Origin of the sequence: Paraclostridium sp. MRS3W1 (assembly GCF_032465715.1) — a bacterium.
In the GTDB taxonomy this organism is placed as follows: domain Bacteria; phylum Bacillota; class Clostridia; order Peptostreptococcales; family Peptostreptococcaceae; genus Paraclostridium; species Paraclostridium dentum.
In genome coordinates this window covers 1-21,115 of sequence record NZ_JAWDJM010000050.1, presented here as the reverse complement: position 1 = coordinate 21,115, position 21,115 = coordinate 1, and the positions used below count along the sequence as shown (strand labels likewise).

Below are 21,115 nucleotides of genomic sequence, written 5' to 3'. Positions count from 1 at the left end.
CTTTAATACCTCCTCTTTGATTGTCTCTTTTCTTTTAGCAATTGTAAGTAGCTTTCATATCTTTCTTTAGCTATTTTACCTTCATTTACCCCTTCTTTAACCCCACATATAGGCTCATTTTCATGCATACATCTTCCTCCGAATTTGCATCCATCTGAAAACTCATCAAATTCTATGAAGTATTCCTTTAATTCATCTTCTTCTATATCATCTAAAGTTAATGAACTAAATCCAGGAGTATCTGCTACCATACCTCCACATTCTAGCTTTAAAAGCTCTGCATGTCTTGTTGTATGTTTTCCTCTTTTTATTTTATCACTAACTTCACCTGTTTGCAGTTGAAATTTACTATCTATATTATTTAATAAAGTTGATTTTCCTACTCCAGAAGGACCTGCAAATACAACTATATTGCCTTTTAATTCCTCTTTTACCTTATCTATATTTATTTTAGCTTCATTACTAACAGGTATTACTTTGTAACCGCTCGTTTCATATATACTTTTTAATTTGTTTAGTTCTTCATCTGTAGCTAAATCAGCCTTCGTAAGTACTATAACAATATCTAAAGATTCTCTTTCCGCTAAAACTATGAATCTATCTAGTAATGATAAATTTGGATTTGGATTTTTTATAGCAAATACAATTATCGCTTTATTTACATTAGCTATTGGCGGTCTTACTAATTCTGTGTCTCTATCTTCTATTTCTTCAAGTACACCTTTTTTATTTTCCTCATCAATTATATTTATTTTTACATTATCTCCTACTAAAGGAGTAATTTTTTCTTTTCTAAATATACCTCTAGCTCTACATTCGTATACTCCTTGATTTGTATCTATATAATAAAATCCCCCAATACCTTTTGTAATAATTCCTTCTATCATTTAATTCCTCCTATAAAATTTAGTTAAACTTCTAATTAATATTATCTATATTAATTTACATAAATATTACAAAAAAGTCCAATAATTATTAATCATTGGACTTTTTATAATTATTATTTATTACATGTTTAATTTGAAGTACTAGTGTTTTGTTCCATTACTCGCACTTTGATGATCTGTAGTTTGGGGTGCAGGTGTTGGTGTCCCTGTTCCTTGACCTTCTCCTCCGTTATTAGTCCCTTGACCTCCTCCAGTGCTTCCTCCTTGACCATCGCCTCCAGTTTCTCCTTCTCCGCCTGGATTAGTTGGTTTTTCTGGTTCTGTAGTTCCTCCTTCATTCCCAGATCCTCCTGTTCCTGGATCAGTTGGTTTTTCTGGTTCTGTTGGTTTCTCTGGTTCTGTCGGCTCTTCCGGTTTAGGTTCTGGCTTTTGTTGCGGGCCTTTACTAACTTCTACATTCACCTTATCTCCTGGCTTTATATTTCCAGAGTTTGGATTTTGAGCTACAACTATATCTTTAGCCTCATTACTATCTACATATTTTACATTTCCTAATTGCAGTTTATTTTCTTTTAAAATATTTCCAGCTTCTCCTAACGTCTTACCTACAACACTCGGTATAGATGTTTGACTTTGACCCTTACTTATAGTTACAGTAATTGTATCTCCTGGATTAACTGGAGTTCCAGCATTTGGAGTTTGTGATATTACATGATTTTTTTCAACACTATCACTATATTCCTCTATACTAACCCTTATATTTAGTCCCAAATCATCAGCTTTCTTTTGGGCTTCATCAAGTTCCATATTTATTAAATTCGGAGCAGTTCCTTCTGCTGTATCTTTATTTTTAAATCCTAAAGCAATTTTGGCTATAACTGCTATTTGTGTTATAAGCACTAAAGTTAAAACTATAGCTGCTATTTTCCATCTTTTTTTACTTTTAGGATTATCCTCTTTTTTATTCTTTTTCTTATTTCTTTTTGAAGAAGATTTAACAGGAACTACATTGTCTAGTTCTTCTTCCACGTCATCTTCTTCATATATATTTTGTGGTTTAGTCTCCGCTAACTTTAAAGCTTTATTTAGCTCAGCTTCATCTATTTTTTGAGTAGCGTAATTATCATATTCTTTTATAAAATCTAAATCTATATTTTTTTCTATATACTCGATATCTTCTATTAACTCATCTGCACCTTGATATCTATCAGCACTAGACTTTGAAGTTAATTTCTTTATTATATTTCTAACACTTTGAGGAATAGAAACTTTCTCTTCTTGAGTAAATTCTATCTCTTCATTTATATGTTGAAGCGCTATGGATATAGGGCTTTCTCCTGTAAAGGGAACTCTTCCTATTATCATCTCGTATAATACAATACCTAAAGAGTATAAGTCTGTTGTATTTGAAACAAATTTTCCTTTAGCTTGTTCTGGTGAAAAATAGTGTACCGAACCTATTACACTTCCAGTACTTGTTATAGTTGAACTAGATACAGCCTTAGCTATCCCAAAGTCAGCAACTTTAACAAGTCTACCTTCATTAGATATAAGTATATTGTGAGGTTTTATATCTCTATGTATAATCCCTTTTCTATGTGCGGCACCTAACGCTTTTGCTATTTGCTTAGCTATATCTAACGCTGTATATTCATCTAAAGTACCTTCATTTTTTATTATATCCTTTAAATTTTGTCCTTCTATAAGCTCCATTACTATGTAATGAACTTTTCCATCTTCTCCTACATCATATACATTTACAATGTTAGGATGCGAAAGACTTGCAACGGCTTCGGCTTCTCTTTTAAATTTAGTTAAAAATTCTTCATCATCCACAAACTCTGGTCTTAAAACCTTTATGGCTACAGTTCTGTTTAAAAGCTTATCTCTAGCTTCATATACAAAAGCCATGCCTCCATCGCCTATTTTTTTTATTATTTCATATCTATTTCCTAAAACTGTTTCTCCCACTATATCACCATCCTAATTATAATTAACTAATATAACCGATACATTGTCTTTCCCTGATAGTTCATTAGCCTTGTTTATTAAATTTTCAGCTATAACTTCTACTTCCTCATCTTTAGATATAATTTCATTTATTTCGCTTTTATCTACAAACCCTGTTAATCCATCAGTAGCTAATAAAACTTTATCATCTTTATTAATATCTTTTTTATAAATATCAACTAATATAATTTGTTCCGTTCCCAGAGCTCTTGTTATAATATTTCTATTTGGGTGTGTTTTTGCTTCTTCTTCAGTTATAGCATGCTTTGCTATAAGTTCTTCGACTAAAGAATGATCTCTTGTAATTTTTTCAAACTCTCCATCGTGTAACATATAACATCTGCTGTCTCCTACATTTGCAATATATACTTTTCCTTTATGTATTATTACAGTTGTTAATGTAGTTCCCATTCCAGTGCATATTTCATCATCTTTAGATTTTTTGTATATTATAGAGTTTACGTTATTATAAGCTTGCTTAAGAATATCATCTATATAATTTATTTTTACAAATTCATTTTGAACTAAGTTATTTTTCAAAAACTTCACTATATTTTCTACAGCTAATTCACTTGCAACTTCACCCTTATTATGGCCACCCATACCGTCAGCTATTGCAAATATTCCTATATCTCCCGAATTTGTTGATATAATTTCACCTTTGCAATAGTCTTCGTTATTTTTTCTTATTCTTCCAATATGGGAAATACAACTATATTTCATAATTTTCCCCCTTCATCTATTTGTGTTTTCTTCTTAATTGACCACAAGCTCCATTTATATCCGCTCCCATTTCTCTTCTTATAGTAGCTGGTATATTTTTTTCATTTAACATATCTCTAAATTTATATACATAAGTTTTATCTGGTTTTTCATAATCTCTTTCTTCCACTTTGTTTATAGGTATTAAATTAACATGACATAACATACCCTTTAAAATTTTAGATAATTGATTAGCATCATCTATAGAGTCATTCACACCTTTTATTAATGAATACTCAAACGTAATCCTTCTATTAGTACTTTCTATATAGTATTTACACGCATCTATAACTTCTTTTATTGAATATGCATTTGCTATTGGCATTATCTCTTTTCTTGATTTATCAAAAGGAGAATGCAGTGACAACGCTAAATTTATAGGTATTTTCAAATCTGCTAATTCATACATTTTAGGAACTACTCCACATGTTGATAATGTAATATGTCTATATCCTATATTAAGCCCATTCTTTTCATTTACTAGTTTTAAAAACTGCTTAGTATTATCAAAGTTATCAAGAGGTTCACCACTTCCCATCAATACAATATTTGACACTCTTTTACCTATATCCTCTTGAATTTGTATTATTTGATCTAATATTTCCCAAGGTTCTAAATTTCTTAGTAATCCATCTATAGTAGATGCGCAAAATCTACATCCCATTCTACATCCAACTTGATTTGATATACATACGGTTACGCCATGTTCATATTCCATCATTACACTTTCTATTATATTCCCATCATTAAGTAAAAATAAATACTTTCTAGTTCCATCAATTTTAGATTCTAATTTTAATTCAACATCTAAGCTGCCTATATATGAAACCTCATCTAATTTTTCTCTTAGAGCTTTTGGTATATTATTCATATCATCAAAAGATTTTGCTCCTTTATAAATCCAGCTAAATATTTGAGATCCTCTAAAAGCTTTCTCTCCTATACTTTTTAAAAACTCTTTTATTTCTTCTTCAGTTAAATTTTTTAAACATGTCTTATTATCCATATAATTGCCTACCTTACTCTCTTAAGTTTTGCTATAAAAAATCCGTCCATACCATGTATATTTGGATAAATTTTTATATATCCTTTATCTTGATTATCTAAATCAATCTTAACTTCATCAATAGGTTCTAATTCAAATTTTTCATTATCTTGTAAGAATTTATTAATTATATCTATATTTTCTTCATCGTGTATAGTACAAGTACTATATATTAAGTGACCACCAACTTTAACATACTTAGCTGCATTATTCAAAATAGCGCCTTGTATAACCGGTAAGTCTTTAAGTTCTTCTTCTTTTTTAAACTTTATTTCTGGTTTTCTTTTTATTATTCCCATTCCAGAACAAGGAACATCCGATACTACATAATCAAATTTATCTATACTACTTTCATCTATTTCTAATGCATCTAAATTTTCTACTTTTACATTTTTTAATCCTAATCTATTAACAGTATTATTTATAAGTTTTAATTTATGTTCAAATACATCTCTTGCTATAACTTGTCCACTATTATTCATTAAAGTTGCCAAATGTGTTGTTTTACCTCCTGGGGCACTACACATATCTAAAACCAAACTACCTTCTTTTGGATTTGTTACTTTTCCTACAAGCATAGAACTTATATCTTGAACTGTGAAAAGTCCATCTCTAAACAATTTATTACCTTCTATATTTTTAAGATTTTGTACCATTATAGCTTCATCAATTCCATTAACTTTACTACATACAATTCCTTGAGCCTTTAACTTTTCGATTAATTCATCTTTAGTTATTTTAGTTGTATTTACTCTTATATATAAATTAGGTTTTTCAGAATTAGCTTCTAATAAATCCTCTGTAAATTCTTCTCCAAATACATTCATCCATTTTTCAATTATCCACGGGCTATATGAATACTTTATAGATAAAGTATCTACCTTATTTTCTTTTTCTATATCCATTATAGTCTCTTTGTTTCTTAGTACATTTCTAAGTATAGCATTCACAAATCCCGATGACTTTTTATCATATTTTTTAATAAGAGAAACGCTCTCGTTTACTGCTGCATGCTCTTTTATGCTATCTAAAAATAGTATTTGATAAATTCCTAACCATAATGATATTTTAACATAGGTTGACATTTTTTTCGATTTTATCTTAGATAATTTATCTATTATATAATTTAAATAATATTTATTTTCTATAATTCCATAAATAAGTTCTGTTGCAAGACCTTTTTCCTGATCACTTATATTTACGTTTTTAAAATTTTTGTTAATAGATAAATTTGAATAATTTTTATTTCTTTCTATATCGTATAGTGTTTTAAATGCTAATTCTCTTGCGTTCATTAAATACCTCCATATATTTAAATAGAAAAAGTCCTAGAAACCCCTAGGACAATCTCTATTAATCATCACGTCTTTGTGATATTGCAATTAATCTTAATAATTGAAGCACTGATGCTAATGCTGCTGCAACGTATGTTAACGCAGCTGCTGTTAGTACTTCTCTCCCTTGTTTTATCTCTTTTCCTTCTAATATACCTTCATTCCCAATTTGAACCATAGCTCTACTAGATGCATTGAATTCTACTGGTAAGGTAATTATTTGGAATATTACAGATGCTGAAAATAATAATATCCCAATTTTTAAGAAAGGACCTGTCATAAATAATCCTATGAATATTAAAAACCAAGATATATTAGACGCAAAGTTCACTACAGGAACTAAACTACTTCTCATTTGAAGAGGCGCATATCCCTTAGCATGTTGAATTGCATGCCCACATTCATGTGCTGCAACTGAAACAGAAGTAATAGATGTACCATAATAAACATCTTGTGATAACCTAACTACATTACTTCTTGGGTCATAGTGGTCGCTAAGACTTCCTCTAACCATTTCAATATTAACATTGTAAAGTCCATTTGCATCTAATATTTTTCTAGCCGTTTGTTCTCCTGTATAACCTAATCTACTTTGAACTCTAAAGTATCTACTTGTTGTACTACTTACTTTGAACTGAGCATACATAGTAAATAATATACCTGGTATTAAAATAAACAATGTTGGATCAAAATAATATCCATAGCCATAGTGCATCATATTTAACACTCTCCTATAAAGAATTTTATTGCATTTTCAACTTCATTTGCATCAATTTTTGTATCTACGCAAGGCCCATTAGGTCTTTTGTTAAATACTCCTAAAACTGGTACTTGTCTTATATCTTGTACTCCTGCAGTTAAATCTCTTTCGCAAGCTACCGCAACTACAGCCTTAGGTCTAGTTTCTTTTATTTTCTTTCTAGCTAAGGTACCTCCAGTTGCTATAAATACCTGTACATTGTACTTATCTTGTAAGTCAATTAAATCTTTTACATTACAAAGTCCACAACTTTTGCAGTTTCTTACATTTGTAGTGATCTTTAATTTACACTCACTCTTTTGAATGCAATGTGGTATTAAAATAAGTATGTCTTCAGGCTTTATCTTATACCTATTACTATATATATAATTATTATTTAATTTTATATATACTTTTCTTATTTCATTTTTAGGCACATTCAAAGTATTCCCTAAAACAATAAGTACAGGATATAAAAAGCTAACTATACTAAAGTTAAACTTCATTATATATTTATTTACTTTTTTATCATTTACAACCATATAGGTAACTAAAGTTGAAAATATAGTAATAATTAATAATATTATTATTACCCCATTTACTAATATAGAAAATATATTTTCAAGACTATTCATAAAAATATTTAATCCCACCAATAAAAATAGTAATATTCCTATTAAAAACACTGTAGTTGTCATGTATTTTTTAAAATTCATAATTTTAACTTCCTAATATAATGTCTGTGTTTATATTGTTCCCTTTTATATATTCAGGCACTTCCATTCTTTTCTTTCCAGCCATTTGAATCTCTTTAATTTGAAGTATTCCTTCACTTGTAGACACATTTATTCCTTCTTTATCTACACTAATTATAGTTCCAGGATCTTTATCACTGTTTTTATCTATGACTTTAGTTTTCCATATTTTCATAGTTTGACCTTCATAAGTTGTATAAGCACTAGGCCATGGATTTATTCCTCTCACAAGGTTATGTATGTCTATAGCTGATTTTTTCCAATCTATATTTCCTAGTGATTTATTCATTATAGGTGAGTAACAAGTATCTTCATTGCTTTGTTTTTCTCTAGGAGCCTCACCTTTTTCTATTAAATCGATAGTTTCTTTTAAAACTTTAGCCCCATCTATCATCATTTTATCATGAAGCTCTCCTGCAGTTATTTCATCATCTAAAGGTATTTCACTTTTTAATATCATATCTCCAGTGTCAAGACCTTCATCCATATACATTGTAGTTACACCTGTTTTTTCTTCTCCGTTTATTATAACCCAATTTAAAGGAGCTGCTCCTCTGTATCTTGGTAGTAAAGAAGCATGTACATTAACACATCCATATTTAGGTATATCTAAAATACTCTTTGGAAGTATTTGTCCAAAAGCTACAACCACTATAAGTTCTGGGTTCATTTCTTTTAATGTATCAACAAATGATTCTTCCCTAGCTTTTAAAGGTTGATATACTGGTATATCATATTTTAGAGCTAATTCCTTTACTGGCGGCATAGCTAATTTTTTACCTCTACCCTTAGGTTTATCTGGTTGAGTAACTACTGCTACAACTTCGTGGCCTTCATCTATTATTTTCTGTAAGCACGGAACTGCAAATTCTGGAGTTCCCATAAATACTATTTTCATATTTTTCAACTCCTACTACTTCTCAATTTTATCTACAAATAATATTCCATCTAAATGGTCTATCTCATGGCAAAATGCTCTTGCTAAAAGTTCTTCACCTTCTATTTCAAACATTTGACCTTTTCTATTCATAGCTCTAACTTTTGCGTAGTATGGTCTTGTTACAGGCCCACACTCATTCACAACACTTAAACATCCTTCATCATCAGTTTGAGTTCCTGAAGTTTCTATTATCTCTGGATTTATTAGTTCTATAATCCCATCACCTACATCTATTACAGCTATTCTTTTTAATATTCCAACTTGAGGAGCTGCAAGTCCTACTCCGTCAGCCTCATACATAGTGTCTGCCATATCATCTAATAATTGAATTATTTTTTCATCGATTTTTTCAACATGTTTACACTTTTTTCTTAATACCGGTTCTCCTATTTGAACTATTTGTCTTAACGCCATTTTATATTCCTCCTAAAATTTTATAATACACTATAAGGGTTTATATCTATTGATATATTTGTATCCTTATCAAAAACTATATCGCGCTTAGTTATACATATATATTTTATTATACCCTTTAATAGATTAATTTCAATATCATCATCTTTAAATAGTATTTGCCATCTAAAATTTTGATTTATCTTACTTATAGAACAAGGATTTGGCCCTAATATGAACTCTAAATTACTTATACCTCGTTCTCTTAGTAGATATACTAATGAATCATACATTTTTCTAGCATTTTTCTCTACCTTAGCGTTATCTTTTCCACTAATTACAACACTAATCATATTATTAAAAGGAGCATATTCAAATGCTTTTCTTATTTTAATTTCATCTTCATAAAATCCTTTAAAATCATATTTTATAGCATGTCTAATTGCATAATGGTCAGTATCGTATGTTTGTAATATAACTTTACCTTCTTTTTCGGATCTTCCCGCTCTTCCTGCTACTTGAGTTATTAACTGGAATGTCGTTTCTGAACTTCTAAAGTCAGGGAATTTCAAAATCATATCCGCAGATAAAATTCCAACCAAAGTAACATTTTCAAAATCCAAACCTTTACTAAGCATTTGAGTCCCTATTAACACATCTGCTTTCTTATTTTTAAAATCATTCAGTATATTTTCGAATTCACCTTTTCTAGATGTTGTATCCTTATCTAACCTTAATACATTTATATTCGGAAAAATTAACTTTATTTCTTCTTCTATTTTTTGAGTTCCTATTCCAAATGGTTTTATATATTTACTTTTACACTCTGGACATTCTTTTGGAATTTCTTTTTCATATCCACAATAATGGCATTTTCCAGTATTATTTTTTTTATGGTATGTAAGAGATATATCACAATTTTCACAAGTAAATACATAGCCGCATTTTCTACAAGAAACAAAGTTCGAAAATCCTCTTCTATTTAAAAATAATATAACTTGATTTCCACAATTTAAAGCGCTTTGTATTTCAACTTTTAACTTATTGCTAAATATACTTTTATTACCTACCATCAGCTCTTCTTTCATATCTACAACTTCGATTTTAGGCATAGGCTTTTTATTTGCTCTTTGATTTATTTCTAATAATTTATATTCTCCATTTAATGCATTGAAATATTCCTCAACAGATGGAGTCGCTGACCCTAAAACTAAGGAAACATCTCTTTTATTAGCTATATATTTAGCAACATCTATAGAGTTAAATTTTGGATTCTTCTCAGACTTATACGCACCTTCATGGAATTCATCTATAATTATAACTCCAAGGCTTGTAAATGGAGCAAATAAAGCTGATCTAGCCCCAATAAGTATCCTTATTTTCCCCTCTTTTATCTGTTTATACACATCATGTTTCTCACCTTCTGATAACTGACTATGAAAAACTCCAACTATTTCTCCAAATTTATTTTTAAATCTTGATATAGTCTGTGGTGTTAGTGAAATTTCTGGGACTAAAACAATACTATCTAACCCTTGGCTTAAGGAATACTCTATTATCTCCATATATACTTCTGTCTTTCCACTGCCAGTTACTCCGTGTATCATATATGGTTTTTTATTTTCTTCAAACATTTCGCTTTTTATAATATTCACTGTATTTAATTGTTCTTCATTTAAATTTATTTTTTTATCCTCTACAGAATATATCTCTTTAGGTTTTCTATATAAATCTATTTCTTCAATACATACAAGCCCTTTTTCTTCTAATTTTAATATACTTTGTCTACATGATGGGAATACATCATTTATTTTACTTAATTCAATAGGTTTCTTTTCTTGTACAAACTTAATAAGTTCTTTTTGTTTACTTCCTAGTCTTATCTTATTTTCCAGTATATAGCTGTCTAGGTTGTTTATTTGTTTAGATATATCTATAATATAATCTTTTTTCTCGTTTTTATGGTTTTTGTATTCCCATTTTACATCTATAATATTTTTTTTCTGTAGTTTATATATTAAGTTATTTAAATTGGGTACTTTCTTTATTTTTTCAAGTTTTATACATCCATGATTTTCTTTAATTATTTTTATTAAATTCATTTCACTATCACTTAAATTATCTAAATCATCATTTATAAGAGTTAAAACTTTATAATTATTTAACTTATAGCCTTTTGGATACAATAAGTTTATGCAATCTATATAAGTACATAAGTATTTATTTCTCATCCACCCAATTAAGCTTATATCATCTTTTGAAAAAATTGGTTCTTCATCTAATATATCTACTACTTTTTTAGTCTTTATATCTTCATCTAATTCGCTCACAATATCAAATACAAATGCTTCTACTGGCTTATTATAAATTCCAAAAGGAACTAGTACTCTATGCCCAATTTTTATATTTTCATTTAAAAACTCAGGGATTTCATATGTAAATAAATTGTCAGTGTATATAGAGTTATTTCTCACTATCACTTTTGCAAATCTCTTCATATTTTAACCTCTATTTCAAATTTATATCGTTATTATCATTTACAGTAAGTTCATTCTTTATAAGTTCATATATTATATCTATTACATTTGCCTATAAATGAAAATTAAGCATCTATATAAATATAGATGCTTATTTGTTTAATAGAGTTTTTATTTTGTCTAAGATAACATCTGCTACCTCTTCTTTTTTCATTTTAGGATGTTCTTGTACAACACCCTCTCTATCTATAATCTTAACTATATTAGTATCAACACCAAATCCAGCACCATCTTGAGTTAAGTCATTTGCTACGATAAAATCTAAATTTTTCTTTTGAATTTTATTTTTAGCATTTTCTAATAAATCATTAGTTTCTGCTGCAAATCCAACTAAAATCTTATTATTTTTTATCTTTCCTAATTCTAAAGCAATATCTTTAGTTCTATCTAGTCTTATACTTAAATCATCATCAGATTTTTTTATTTTATTATCTGAGTATTCCTTAGGTCTATAATCTGCAACTGCAGCGCTCTTTATAATAACTTGATTTTCATCCATATTTTCTAAAACAGCATTATACATATCTTCCGCTGATTCTATTTGAATAAATTTCTTTAAATTCTGAGGTGGAACTATATTTGTAGGCCCAGATACTAAAGTTACATCTGCTCCTCTTTCTATTGCCTTTTTAGCTATAGAATATCCCATTTTTCCAGTTGATCTATTCGTTATGTATCTTACTGGATCAATACTTTCAACTGTAGGTCCAGCAGTTATTATCATGCTAGTTCCTTCTAAATCTTTCTTAATTTCTAAAAGTTCAATTATACTATTAAAAATAGCATCAACAGAGGCAAGTTTTCCTGATCCTATATCTCCACAAGCTAATCTTCCGCTTTCTGGTTCTACAAACTTATAATCTAAATCTTTTAAAGTTTGTATGTTCCTTTGTACAACAGGATTTTCATACATATTAGTATTCATAGCTGGAGCTACAAGAACTTTTGCTTTTGTAGCCATAATAGTCGTAGTCAACATATCGTCTGCAATGCCGTTAGCTACTTTTCCTATGACATTTGCAGTAGCTGGAGCTAATACAAATACATCGGCTTTCTTAGCTAATGATATATGTTCTACATCCCAAGTTTTTGGAGATTCAAACATATCTTCAACTACATAGTTTTGACTTAATGTCTGAAATGTAAGCGGAGCTACAAATTCTGTTGCTGATTTAGTCATTATTACATGTACATTTACACCTGTTTTTTTCAACTTGCTGACTAAGTCACAAGCCTTATAAACAGCTATTCCTCCACATACGCCTATAACAACAGTCTTATCTTTTAGCATGATATTACTCCTCTATTATATTTTGAGTTTGAGCTAATAAGTGCTTAGCTTCTTCTATTTCTATTTCTTCCTCAGTTAATTTTCTAAATGATATTTTTCTATCTGCAACTTCTTGAGTAGCTAAAGTAACAGGCTTTATTTCTTGATGCTTAGTAGTAGGAACGTATGGAGTAGCTCCATCTATTAATTCTCTAGATCTTTTAGCTACAGTTACTACTAAGTAGTATCTATTATCTATTTGGTTTAATACCTCGTTTATTGATGGTTTTATCATTTTTATAATTCCTCCTTGAATTTCTTTATTATATTATCTTTGTATCTATAAACTTTATTTTTTTCAGCTGATATTATATGTTCTAATTCTTGAGCTGAATTTTTCACATCTTTATTTACTATAAAGTAATCGTAATTTTCTATTTGACATATTTCATCCATTGCACAACTAAATCTTTTATTTATTTGTTCTTCAGTTTCTGTTCCTCTTCCAACTATTCTATTTTTAAGTTCGTCAAGAGATGGAGGAAGTATAAATATGAATACCCCTTCTGGATAAACTTCTTTTATTTGTCTAGCTCCTTGCATTTCTATTTCTAAAACAACGTCATGTCCATTTTCTAGATTTTCTAAAATTGCAGCTTTAGGCGTACCATAAAAATTATCATATATTTGAGCATGCTCTAACAGTTCATTATTAACTATCATTGATTTAAACTTATCTTTAGTTACAAAGAAATAGTTAACTCCGTCCACTTCACCGTCTCTTGGATTTCTTGTAGTAGCTGAAACTGATAACTTTACATCCTCATTATTATTTAAAAATTCTTTACATATAGTTCCTTTTCCTGCTCCTGACGGTCCAGAAACAACTAGCAATAAACCTTTCCTATTCATCTATATCTTCCTTTCTAATTCTCTATATTATCATCTTTGTCTGTGAATCTATGTGCTACGGTTTCTGGTTGTACCGATGATAATATTATATACTGACTATCAGTTATTATAACTGCTCTAGTCTTTCTACCATAAGTAGCATCAATTAATCTTCCATTTTCTTTGCTTTCTTGTATTAATCTTCTTATAGGAGCTGATTCTGGACTTACTATAGCAACTACCTTGTTAGCCATAACTACATTCCCATATCCTATATTTATAAGGTTCGTACTCATAAACGCATCTCCTATTCTATGTTTTGTATCTGTTCTCTTATTTTCTCTAGTTCGCTTTTTACTTCAACAACTAAATTAGTTATATTTAAATCAGATGATTTCGATCCTATAGTATTAGTTTCTCTGTTCATCTCTTGTATTAAAAAGTCTATTTTTCTTCCTATAGACTCATCTTTATGTATAGCTTTTTTAAGTTGTATTATATGACTTTTAAATCTTACTATTTCTTCTGTTATACTGCATTTATCTGCATATATAGCAACTTCTTGAGCCAATCTATTTTCATCTACAAGACTTGGATTTTCTAAAATATCAGCTATTCTGCCGTTTAATTTTTCTTTATATTCATTAACAACATTATATGAGTAGTTTTCTATTTGTTCAATATAATCTTTTAACAAATCACATCTCATATCTATATCATTAGCAAGTTTTAAGCCTTCTTCAACCCTCATATCTTTTAACTTAACTAAACAGTCATTTAATGCATCCCTTAGCATTAACCATAATAAATCTTCATCTTCTTCTTTTTCTTCACTTTTTATTATATCAGGGAATTTTGCTATATTCATAACTGTTATATCATCTTGTAAGTTAAATGTGTCTTTTATATTATTTAATATATTTACATACTCAGAAGCTAACTTCTCATCAAATTTTAAGTTTACATCTTCACTACCTACTAAGTCAAGTTTTATATATAAATCAACTCTACCTCTTTTTATATAATCTTTGACTACATTTCTTATTTTATCCTCTAGAAAAGATATTTTTCTAGGAAGGCGTGTGTTTATATCTACGTACTTATGGTTTATAGTTCTACATTCTACGGTAAAATGATAGTTATCATTTTTGTATTCGCCTCTTCCAAAACCTGTCATACTAATAGCCATATGCTATACCTCCAAAGTTCCTTCACATATTTTAACTGCATTTCCTATCATATATACATCATCAAGAAGCTCTATCCTTACGCTTCCACCTTCTGATTTTACATTAACTATTTCATTAGTTTTACCTAAATAGTTAGCTAAAATTACAGAAGCTGTCATACCTGTCCCACATCCTAGAGTATATCCGCATCCTCTTTCCCATGTGTATACATATATGTTATCTTTATCATCAACTTTAACAAAATTGACATTAGTTTTATTTGGGAAAATTTCATTTTCTTCTATAAGTTTTCCATATTTATATATATCTTCTTTTATAAGTTCATCTACGAATACAATAGTATGTGGCACTCCCATTAGAATTGAACTTACTTCTACTTCTTTATTATCTATTAATAACTTTTCTTTTATAAAGACTTCTTTATTTGTATTTACTGGAATGTTTTTTGGATTGAAATTTGGTTTTCCCATATTTACTCTTATAGTATAATTTTTTTCACTTTCTATATTTAAAGATATTTTTTTTATTCCGTCAAGTGTGTATACACTAAATTCTGTATCTTTTACTATGTTATTGTCATACACAAACTTACAAAAACATCTTAATCCATTTCCACACATATTAGCTCTTGATCCATCAGAATTATAATATACCATTTCTACATCAGATATATCAGAGGTTTTAACTACTAGTAGTCCATCAGCTCCAACGCCAAATCTTCTATGACAAACTTTTTTAGCTAAATCTGAGTAGTCATTAGAATCTTTATTATCAAACCTACCGTCAATTGCTATAAAATCATTTCCGACTCCATGTAATTTCCAGAAGTTCATTTATATCCCCCCTATAAAATTGAATTCTTAGCTTATTATACAATATTTTGTTCATAAAAGGAAATTATATTGAGTGTAAACTCTATATTATTTTAGACTATATTCTCAATATTATATTCACATTATTATTTATATGTGTAATAATTTACTTACTTAATAAATTTTGAAAGGAATGATATTATGGCATTCGATGGTTTAGTTGTTCATTCAATTTGTTATGAACTGTCTTCTAAGTTAGTTGGAGGAAAAATAGATAAGATATATCAACCAGAAAACGATGAAATAGTTTTACATATACGAAACAATAAAGAGAATTTTAAGCTAGTACTTAGTGCAAGCTCATCTAATCCTAGAATTTACCTTTCTAGTTCATATAAAAAGGAAAATCCTATGAATGCTCCTATGTTTTGTATGTTACTTAGAAAGTATATCCAAAGCGGAAATATAGTTAGCGTTTCTCAAATTGGATTTGAGAGAATTGTAAAAATCACTGTTGAATCTTTAGATGAATTAAAATCAAAAACTACTAAAGATTTAATAATAGAAATAATGGGGAGACATAGTAATATAATTTTGACTCATGAAGAAGATAAAATAGTCGATTCAATAAAAAGAATACCTCCTAGTATTAGTAGGGTTAGACAACTTCTTCCAGGTATAACATATACACTACCTCCTGCTCAAGATAAGTTAGATCCACTTGAATTAATTTCTATAGATCAGTTTAAAGAATTACTTAAAGATTTTAATGGTCCTATATTAAAGTCCATATATTCTAAATTTTTAGGTATAAGTCCGACTGTATCTAAGGAAATATGCTTTAGATCAAATTTAGATAGCTCTATGCTACCTTCTGATTTAAATGATGAAAGCTTTAATAGGCTACACGAAGAGTTTATAAATGTTATGCAGAGCGTCAAAGACGCAAATTATAATCCATGCTTAGCTTTAGATCCTTCTATTGATAAGCTTTTAGATTTTAGTTGTATAAATCTTTCTCTATTTAATGGCTTAAAAGTTGTTCATAATGAAAGTATTTCATCAATAATAGAAAGCTTCTATTCAAATAAAGATGCTAAGGAAAGAATAAATCAACGTGCATCAGACTTTAAGAAAAGCATATCTATAAAACTAGATAGACTTTATAATAAATTAAAAAAACAAGAATTAGAACTTAAAGAATCTGATAATGCTATAATCTACAAAGTTAAGGGCGAGCTTATAACTTCATATATTTATATGGTTGAAAAGGGAATGAAGTCTGTAGAGGTTCAAAATTTCTATGATGAAAACTGTTCTACAGTAAAAATCGATTTAAACCCAAACTTAACTCCATCTGAAAACGCTCAAAAATACTTTAAAAAGTATACTAAATTAAAACATGCAAAGAAAGAGATAAGTGCTCAAGTTGAACTTAGCTTAGAAGAAATTAATTATCTTGAAAATATAATGCTTAGTGTAGATAACTGTGATAACCTAGCTGAGCTTAACGATATAAAAGAAGAACTTCAAAAACTTGGATATATGCGTGGCAAGGTTAAATCAAAAAAAGAGAAAAATACTTTAACTACTAAACCAAATGAATTTTTATCTTCTGATGGGTTTACAATCTTGGTAGGTAAAAACAATAAGCAAAATGATTTTCTTACTCTTAGAGTCGCTAATAATGATGATTTATGGATGCATACTAAAAACATCCCAGGTTCTCACGTAATAATAAAATCAGATGGTAAGGAAATACCTGAATCAACTATTTTTGAAGGAGCAATGCTAGCTGCATTTTTCAGTAAATCTAAAATGTCAGCTCAAGTTCCAGTTGATTATACCTTAAAGAAAAATGTAAAAAAACCAAATGGTTCTAAACCAGGAATGGTTATATATGAAACAAATAGTACTATTTATGTAACTCCATCTGAAGAGTTAGTAGTTAAATTAAAAAAACAGGGTTAAACCCTGTTTTTTTTAATTTATGTTTATAATTATATAAGCTGAGAGTTAAGAACTGCTGATTCTTCCTCAACATCCTTTTTAAAGTCTTCTTTATTTAATACTCTATTTAGTATAATCCCTACTATTGCAGCTAAACTTAGCCCTGTAATTGTAACAGTTTTAGTTACAGGTATTCCTATAACAATTCCTTTATTACTTAAGTAAGTAGTTCCTAAGCCTATTACCATTATAGTAGCTATTATTATTATATTCTTTTTACTTTCTACACATTTGCTATCGTTTATTGTTTTTAACCCTACATATGAAATCATTGAGAATAACATTATACTTATTCCACCCATAACTTCTGTAGGTATACTTTGTAAAAACCCTCCAAACTTACTTACACATGCTAGTAATATTGCACATATAGCAGTTCTTCTTAATATTGATGGGTCATAATTTTTAGTTATAGCAAGTACTGCTGTATTTTCTCCATAAGTCGTATTTGCTGGTCCTCCTAAAAATCCTGCCATAATAGTAGCCAATGCATCTCCCATTAACGTTCTGTGAAGCCCTGGTTCTTCTATGAAATTCTTCCCTACTACAGTTCCATTAGTAGTCATGTCTCCTATATGTTCCATGAATACCGCTAAAACTACAGGTGCAATTAAAACTATAGCTTGTAAACTAAATTTAGGTAGTGTAAATTGTGGTATTTGTAAAAGAGCCGTATTTGTGCTCATAAATGAAATATCTACATTCCCTAGTATTAAAGATACAGTGTATCCTATAGCTACAGCTATTATTATATTTAATTGCTTTATAAATCCTTTACAAAATACATTTATTGCTATTGCTAATCCTAATGTCATAATTGCTATTAAAAAATTATTTGATGCCATATCAACTGCAGTTGGTAATAGGTTAAGTCCTATAACTGCTATCATTGCTCCAACCACTTGAGCTGGGAAATATTTTTTAATTTTATCTACACCTACTTTTTTTATAACTGCTGCCATTATTAAATATATAATTCCGGCTACTATTATTCCACCTTGAGCATATGCTAAATCTCCATTGTGAGCTTCTTTAGCAGCTATTATAACTGGTATAAATGCAAAACTTGAACCTAAGAAAACTGGAACTACTCCTTTTGTACATGCATGGAAAATTAATGTCCCTACTCCTGCACAGAAAATAGCAACCGCTGGATTAAATCCTGTTAATATTGGTACTAAAACTGTAGCTCCAAACATAGCTAATAAATGTTGTAATGATAACATTGTTTTTTTCATAAAAAAACCTCCCTATTTTTAGTTTGGGAGAAATAATTCTCCCTTTTTCAGTATCTCTGTACTGAATTAAAAGGTGTTAACCTTATATAATTTTATGCTTTTACTCGTTTATAGTTACTGAATCTTGTTCATCAGTCTCATTTAACATAACTGAAATTACCTCATGTTTTGATGTTGGAACATTTTTACCTACATAATCTGCTCTTACAGGTAACTCTCTATGTCCTCTATCCACTAACACAGCTAATTGAATAGACTTAGGTCTTCCTATATCCATAATTGCATCTAAAGCTGCTCTTACTGTTCTTCCTGTGTATAAAACATCATCAACTAGTATTACAACCTTATCATTTATATCAAAGTTTATATTAGATCCATTTATAACCGGATCTGTATCTACTTTTTTTAAATCATCTCTATATAGAGTTATATCAATTTCACCAGTATTTACACATACATCTTCTATACTCTGTATTTTCTTTGCTATTCTATTTGCTATAGGAACTCCTCTTGTTTTTATTCCTACTAAAACAACATCTTCTACACCTTTATTTTTCTCTATAATTTCATGGCTTACTCTAGTTATAGCTCTTCCCATAGCTTTTTCATCCATTAATTGCGCCTTTTCTTTCATTAAAATCCTCCTTTGTCATAAGGTTAAGTTATAAAAATTTGCTTAGCTCATATCGTCAACGTCCGCTCGACAAGCTTACGTCCCGTTAATCAAAAAAGCTTCTTACCCTTAGGCAAGAAGCTATACTTATCAAATATAAAGAATCTTATATTTTCTATAAGTTCTAATTCTCTCGCCTTTTGATCTCTCTGGACCAATTAAAGGTAACATTCATTTTTTATAATTATATACTAATAAAGTCCTTTTAACAACCACTTTTATTTCATTTTAGATATTAAGTCACTGAAATATTTTGGAAGCTCTGAATTGAACTCAACATATTCATTAGTTGTAGGATGCATAAAACCTAACTTTCTAGCATGTAAGGTTTGTCCTTTTATCCCAAACTTATTATTTTTCGGACCATATAGAGGGTCCCCTAATAAAGGATGATTTAAAGATAATGCATGAACTCTTATTTGATGTGTTCTTCCAGTCTCTAAAGTTGCCTTAACATGAGTAAAGTTTTCATATCTATTTATGACTTCAAAGTGAGTAATTGCATTTTTTCCATCTTTAACTATCCCCATCTTCAATCTATCTTTAGGATTTCTTCCAATAGGTTTATCAACAGTTATTTTATCTTCTTTCATAACTCCGTGGCATATAAATTCATATTCTCTAGTTATTGAATGATCTTTTAACTGTTCTGCTAACGAATTATGTGCTTTATTATTTTTTGCAATCATTAAAAGACCAGACGTATCTTTATCTATCCTGTGTACTATCCCAGGTCTTATCACCCCGTTTATAGAAGATAAATTCTCTCTACAATGATATAAAATTGCATTTACTAACGTATTATCATAGTTTCCTGGAGCTGGATGAACAACCATATCTTGAGGTTTATTAACTATTAATAAGTCCCCATCTTCATAAACAATGTCAATTGGTATATCTTGTGGAGTCACTTCAAGAAGTTTTGGTGCTGGTATCTCAATAATTATATTATCATCTTCTTTTACCAAGTATTTTGCTTTTTCAATTTTATTATTAACCTTAACTTTTTTATCCTTTATAATCTTTTGTATATAACTCCTAGACATTTCACCTAACTGTCCAGATAAATATACATCTAGCCTATCGCCTTCTTCTTCATCTATAACTAAAAATTGTCTTATTTCTTCCATAATTTCACCTACTTGTCATTTTCAAAAAATATTATGTATATGCATAATAATATAGTTCCTATAACTACAAATACATCTGCTACATTAAATACATAGTTCCAAACTATTCTAAAATCAAAATAATCTACTACAAACCCTAATCTTACTCTATCTATAAGATTCCCTATAGCTCCTGCTATTATAAGAATTATAGCACTTTTACCAAGTAAGTTTAGTTGTTTTTTGTATAAATAATATAATCCAAATATGCATGCAGCCAAAGCAACCACTACAAAAATCATTTGGTTATTTTGAAACATTCCAAATGCTGCTCCTCTATTTTCTACATATGTTAAATGAAATATATCTTTAATTATAGGTATACTCCCTATATTAACTAAATACTTTACAGCTAAAAATTTAGATATTTGATCTAATCCTATTAAGCCTAATATAATAAGTATATATATCAAAAAAATATCCTCCTCAATTGTTTTAATCTATATATATTATATATATT

At 29.0% G+C, this 21,115-nt stretch carries 21 protein-coding genes; 1 reads left to right on the top strand and 20 read right to left on the bottom strand.

From position 1 onward, the window contains the following. Positions 1-2 precede the first annotated feature (2 nt). The 16 genes from rsgA to dapF form a co-directional block, all read right to left on the bottom strand. A complete protein-coding gene (rsgA, locus tag RWY47_RS04035; protein WP_150886995.1) occupies positions 3-887 on the bottom strand; it encodes a ribosome small subunit-dependent GTPase A in 885 nt (294 codons plus the stop codon). A gap of 141 nt (positions 888-1,028) precedes the next feature. Further along, positions 1,029-2,858 carry a Stk1 family PASTA domain-containing Ser/Thr kinase gene (pknB, locus tag RWY47_RS04030; RefSeq protein ID WP_224170853.1) on the bottom strand — a complete coding sequence of 610 codons (1,830 nt, stop codon included), beginning with the start codon at positions 2,856-2,858 and terminating at the stop codon, positions 1,029-1,031. Positions 2,859-2,870: 12 nt separating this feature from the next. Beyond that, positions 2,871-3,620: a Stp1/IreP family PP2C-type Ser/Thr phosphatase gene (locus RWY47_RS04025; RefSeq protein ID WP_035115393.1), complete on the bottom strand. Its 750-nt coding sequence runs from the start codon at positions 3,618-3,620 to the stop codon at positions 2,871-2,873. A 16-nt stretch (positions 3,621-3,636) separates the two neighbouring features. Then, a complete protein-coding gene (rlmN, locus tag RWY47_RS04020; protein WP_224170852.1) occupies positions 3,637-4,665 on the bottom strand; it encodes a 23S rRNA (adenine(2503)-C(2))-methyltransferase RlmN in 1,029 nt (342 codons plus the stop codon). Between the two features lie 8 nt (positions 4,666-4,673). Then, the gene (gene rsmB / locus RWY47_RS04015; RefSeq protein ID WP_224170851.1) at positions 4,674-5,999 is read right to left on the bottom strand and encodes a 16S rRNA (cytosine(967)-C(5))-methyltransferase RsmB; all 1,326 of its coding nucleotides are present in this window, start codon (positions 5,997-5,999) and stop codon (positions 4,674-4,676) included. A 58-nt stretch (positions 6,000-6,057) separates the two neighbouring features. Further along, the gene (locus RWY47_RS04010; RefSeq protein ID WP_021430084.1) at positions 6,058-6,756 is read right to left on the bottom strand and encodes a zinc metallopeptidase; all 699 of its coding nucleotides are present in this window, start codon (positions 6,754-6,756) and stop codon (positions 6,058-6,060) included. Positions 6,757-6,758: 2 nt separating this feature from the next. Next, positions 6,759-7,493, bottom strand: coding sequence for a DUF116 domain-containing protein (locus RWY47_RS04005; protein WP_206198361.1), 735 nt, complete (start codon positions 7,491-7,493; stop codon positions 6,759-6,761). A gap of 4 nt (positions 7,494-7,497) precedes the next feature. Then, the gene (gene fmt / locus RWY47_RS04000; protein WP_021430109.1) at positions 7,498-8,430 is read right to left on the bottom strand and encodes a methionyl-tRNA formyltransferase; all 933 of its coding nucleotides are present in this window, start codon (positions 8,428-8,430) and stop codon (positions 7,498-7,500) included. 15 nt (positions 8,431-8,445) lie between these two features. Continuing rightward, positions 8,446-8,886 (bottom strand): peptide deformylase, encoded by a 441-nt coding sequence (gene def, locus RWY47_RS03995; protein WP_021430007.1) that lies wholly within the window; start codon positions 8,884-8,886, stop codon positions 8,446-8,448. Positions 8,887-8,906: 20 nt separating this feature from the next. Further along, positions 8,907-11,363 carry a primosomal protein N' gene (priA, locus tag RWY47_RS03990; protein ID WP_224170850.1) on the bottom strand — a complete coding sequence of 819 codons (2,457 nt, stop codon included), beginning with the start codon at positions 11,361-11,363 and terminating at the stop codon, positions 8,907-8,909. A 130-nt stretch (positions 11,364-11,493) separates the two neighbouring features. Next, a complete protein-coding gene (coaBC, locus tag RWY47_RS03985; protein WP_224170849.1) occupies positions 11,494-12,693 on the bottom strand; it encodes a bifunctional phosphopantothenoylcysteine decarboxylase/phosphopantothenate--cysteine ligase CoaBC in 1,200 nt (399 codons plus the stop codon). Positions 12,694-12,697: 4 nt separating this feature from the next. Then, the gene (gene rpoZ / locus RWY47_RS03980; protein ID WP_021430086.1) at positions 12,698-12,967 is read right to left on the bottom strand and encodes a DNA-directed RNA polymerase subunit omega; all 270 of its coding nucleotides are present in this window, start codon (positions 12,965-12,967) and stop codon (positions 12,698-12,700) included. Positions 12,968-12,969: 2 nt separating this feature from the next. After that, positions 12,970-13,584 (bottom strand): guanylate kinase, encoded by a 615-nt coding sequence (gmk, locus tag RWY47_RS03975; RefSeq protein WP_148549765.1) that lies wholly within the window; start codon positions 13,582-13,584, stop codon positions 12,970-12,972. A 14-nt stretch (positions 13,585-13,598) separates the two neighbouring features. Next, positions 13,599-13,859 carry an extracellular matrix/biofilm regulator RemA gene (gene remA / locus RWY47_RS03970; protein WP_021430041.1) on the bottom strand — a complete coding sequence of 87 codons (261 nt, stop codon included), beginning with the start codon at positions 13,857-13,859 and terminating at the stop codon, positions 13,599-13,601. Between the two features lie 11 nt (positions 13,860-13,870). Beyond that, positions 13,871-14,752: a YicC/YloC family endoribonuclease gene (locus RWY47_RS03965; RefSeq protein ID WP_021430081.1), complete on the bottom strand. Its 882-nt coding sequence runs from the start codon at positions 14,750-14,752 to the stop codon at positions 13,871-13,873. A gap of 3 nt (positions 14,753-14,755) precedes the next feature. Beyond that, positions 14,756-15,586 carry a diaminopimelate epimerase gene (gene dapF, locus RWY47_RS03960; RefSeq protein WP_150843300.1) on the bottom strand — a complete coding sequence of 277 codons (831 nt, stop codon included), beginning with the start codon at positions 15,584-15,586 and terminating at the stop codon, positions 14,756-14,758. Between the two features lie 180 nt (positions 15,587-15,766). Between dapF and RWY47_RS03955 the strand changes: the two genes are divergently transcribed. Continuing rightward, on the top strand, positions 15,767-17,536 hold the full coding sequence (locus RWY47_RS03955; protein ID WP_150843301.1) for an Rqc2 family fibronectin-binding protein: 1,770 nt from the start codon (positions 15,767-15,769) through the stop codon (positions 17,534-17,536). A gap of 29 nt (positions 17,537-17,565) precedes the next feature. Here the strand turns inward: RWY47_RS03955 and RWY47_RS03950 are convergent, their stop codons facing one another. From RWY47_RS03950 to lspA, 4 genes are all read right to left on the bottom strand, one after another. Continuing rightward, positions 17,566-18,813 (bottom strand): uracil-xanthine permease family protein, encoded by a 1,248-nt coding sequence (locus tag RWY47_RS03950; protein WP_021430024.1) that lies wholly within the window; start codon positions 18,811-18,813, stop codon positions 17,566-17,568. A 100-nt stretch (positions 18,814-18,913) separates the two neighbouring features. After that, complete coding sequence (pyrR, locus tag RWY47_RS03945) at positions 18,914-19,447, bottom strand: bifunctional pyr operon transcriptional regulator/uracil phosphoribosyltransferase PyrR (RefSeq protein WP_021430049.1); 534 nt, start codon at positions 19,445-19,447, stop codon at positions 18,914-18,916. A gap of 257 nt (positions 19,448-19,704) precedes the next feature. Continuing rightward, positions 19,705-20,616, bottom strand: a complete 912-nt coding sequence (locus tag RWY47_RS03940) for an RluA family pseudouridine synthase (protein WP_168930358.1) — start codon at positions 20,614-20,616, stop codon at positions 19,705-19,707. 8 nt (positions 20,617-20,624) lie between these two features. Beyond that, entirely contained in the window at positions 20,625-21,068 is a 444-nt protein-coding gene (gene lspA, locus RWY47_RS03935) for a signal peptidase II (RefSeq protein WP_021433855.1), read from the bottom strand. Positions 21,069-21,115: the final 47 nt, after the last annotated feature.

Bases quoted from the DNA above. Each gene is read 5' to 3' on its own strand.
- pyrR (WP_021430049.1), bottom strand. From the start codon at position 19,447: ATGAAAGAAAAGGCGCAATTAATGGATGAAAAAGCTATGGGAAGAGCT.
- RWY47_RS03950 (WP_021430024.1), bottom strand. From the start codon at position 18,813: ATGAAAAAAACAATGTTATCATTACAACATTTATTAGCTATGTTTGGA.
- RWY47_RS03965 (WP_021430081.1), bottom strand. From the start codon at position 14,752: ATGGCTATTAGTATGACAGGTTTTGGAAGAGGCGAATACAAAAATGAT.
- RWY47_RS04025 (WP_035115393.1), bottom strand. From the start codon at position 3,620: ATGAAATATAGTTGTATTTCCCATATTGGAAGAATAAGAAAAAATAAC.
- fmt (WP_021430109.1), bottom strand. From the start codon at position 8,430: ATGAAAATAGTATTTATGGGAACTCCAGAATTTGCAGTTCCGTGCTTA.
- rpoZ (WP_021430086.1), bottom strand. From the start codon at position 12,967: ATGATAAAACCATCAATAAACGAGGTATTAAACCAAATAGATAATAGA.
- dapF (WP_150843300.1), bottom strand. From the start codon at position 15,586: ATGAACTTCTGGAAATTACATGGAGTCGGAAATGATTTTATAGCAATT.
- gmk (WP_148549765.1), bottom strand. From the start codon at position 13,584: ATGAATAGGAAAGGTTTATTGCTAGTTGTTTCTGGACCGTCAGGAGCA.
- remA (WP_021430041.1), bottom strand. From the start codon at position 13,859: ATGAGTACGAACCTTATAAATATAGGATATGGGAATGTAGTTATGGCT.
- RWY47_RS03940 (WP_168930358.1), bottom strand. From the start codon at position 20,616: ATGGAAGAAATAAGACAATTTTTAGTTATAGATGAAGAAGAAGGCGAT.
- priA (WP_224170850.1), bottom strand. From the start codon at position 11,363: ATGAAGAGATTTGCAAAAGTGATAGTGAGAAATAACTCTATATACACT.
- RWY47_RS04005 (WP_206198361.1), bottom strand. From the start codon at position 7,493: ATGAATTTTAAAAAATACATGACAACTACAGTGTTTTTAATAGGAATA.
- def (WP_021430007.1), bottom strand. From the start codon at position 8,886: ATGGCGTTAAGACAAATAGTTCAAATAGGAGAACCGGTATTAAGAAAA.
- coaBC (WP_224170849.1), bottom strand. From the start codon at position 12,693: ATGCTAAAAGATAAGACTGTTGTTATAGGCGTATGTGGAGGAATAGCT.
- RWY47_RS04010 (WP_021430084.1), bottom strand. From the start codon at position 6,756: ATGATGCACTATGGCTATGGATATTATTTTGATCCAACATTGTTTATT.
- rsmB (WP_224170851.1), bottom strand. From the start codon at position 5,999: ATGAACGCAAGAGAATTAGCATTTAAAACACTATACGATATAGAAAGA.
- RWY47_RS03955 (WP_150843301.1), top strand. From the start codon at position 15,767: ATGGCATTCGATGGTTTAGTTGTTCATTCAATTTGTTATGAACTGTCT.
- rsgA (WP_150886995.1), bottom strand. From the start codon at position 887: ATGATAGAAGGAATTATTACAAAAGGTATTGGGGGATTTTATTATATA.
- rlmN (WP_224170852.1), bottom strand. From the start codon at position 4,665: ATGGATAATAAGACATGTTTAAAAAATTTAACTGAAGAAGAAATAAAA.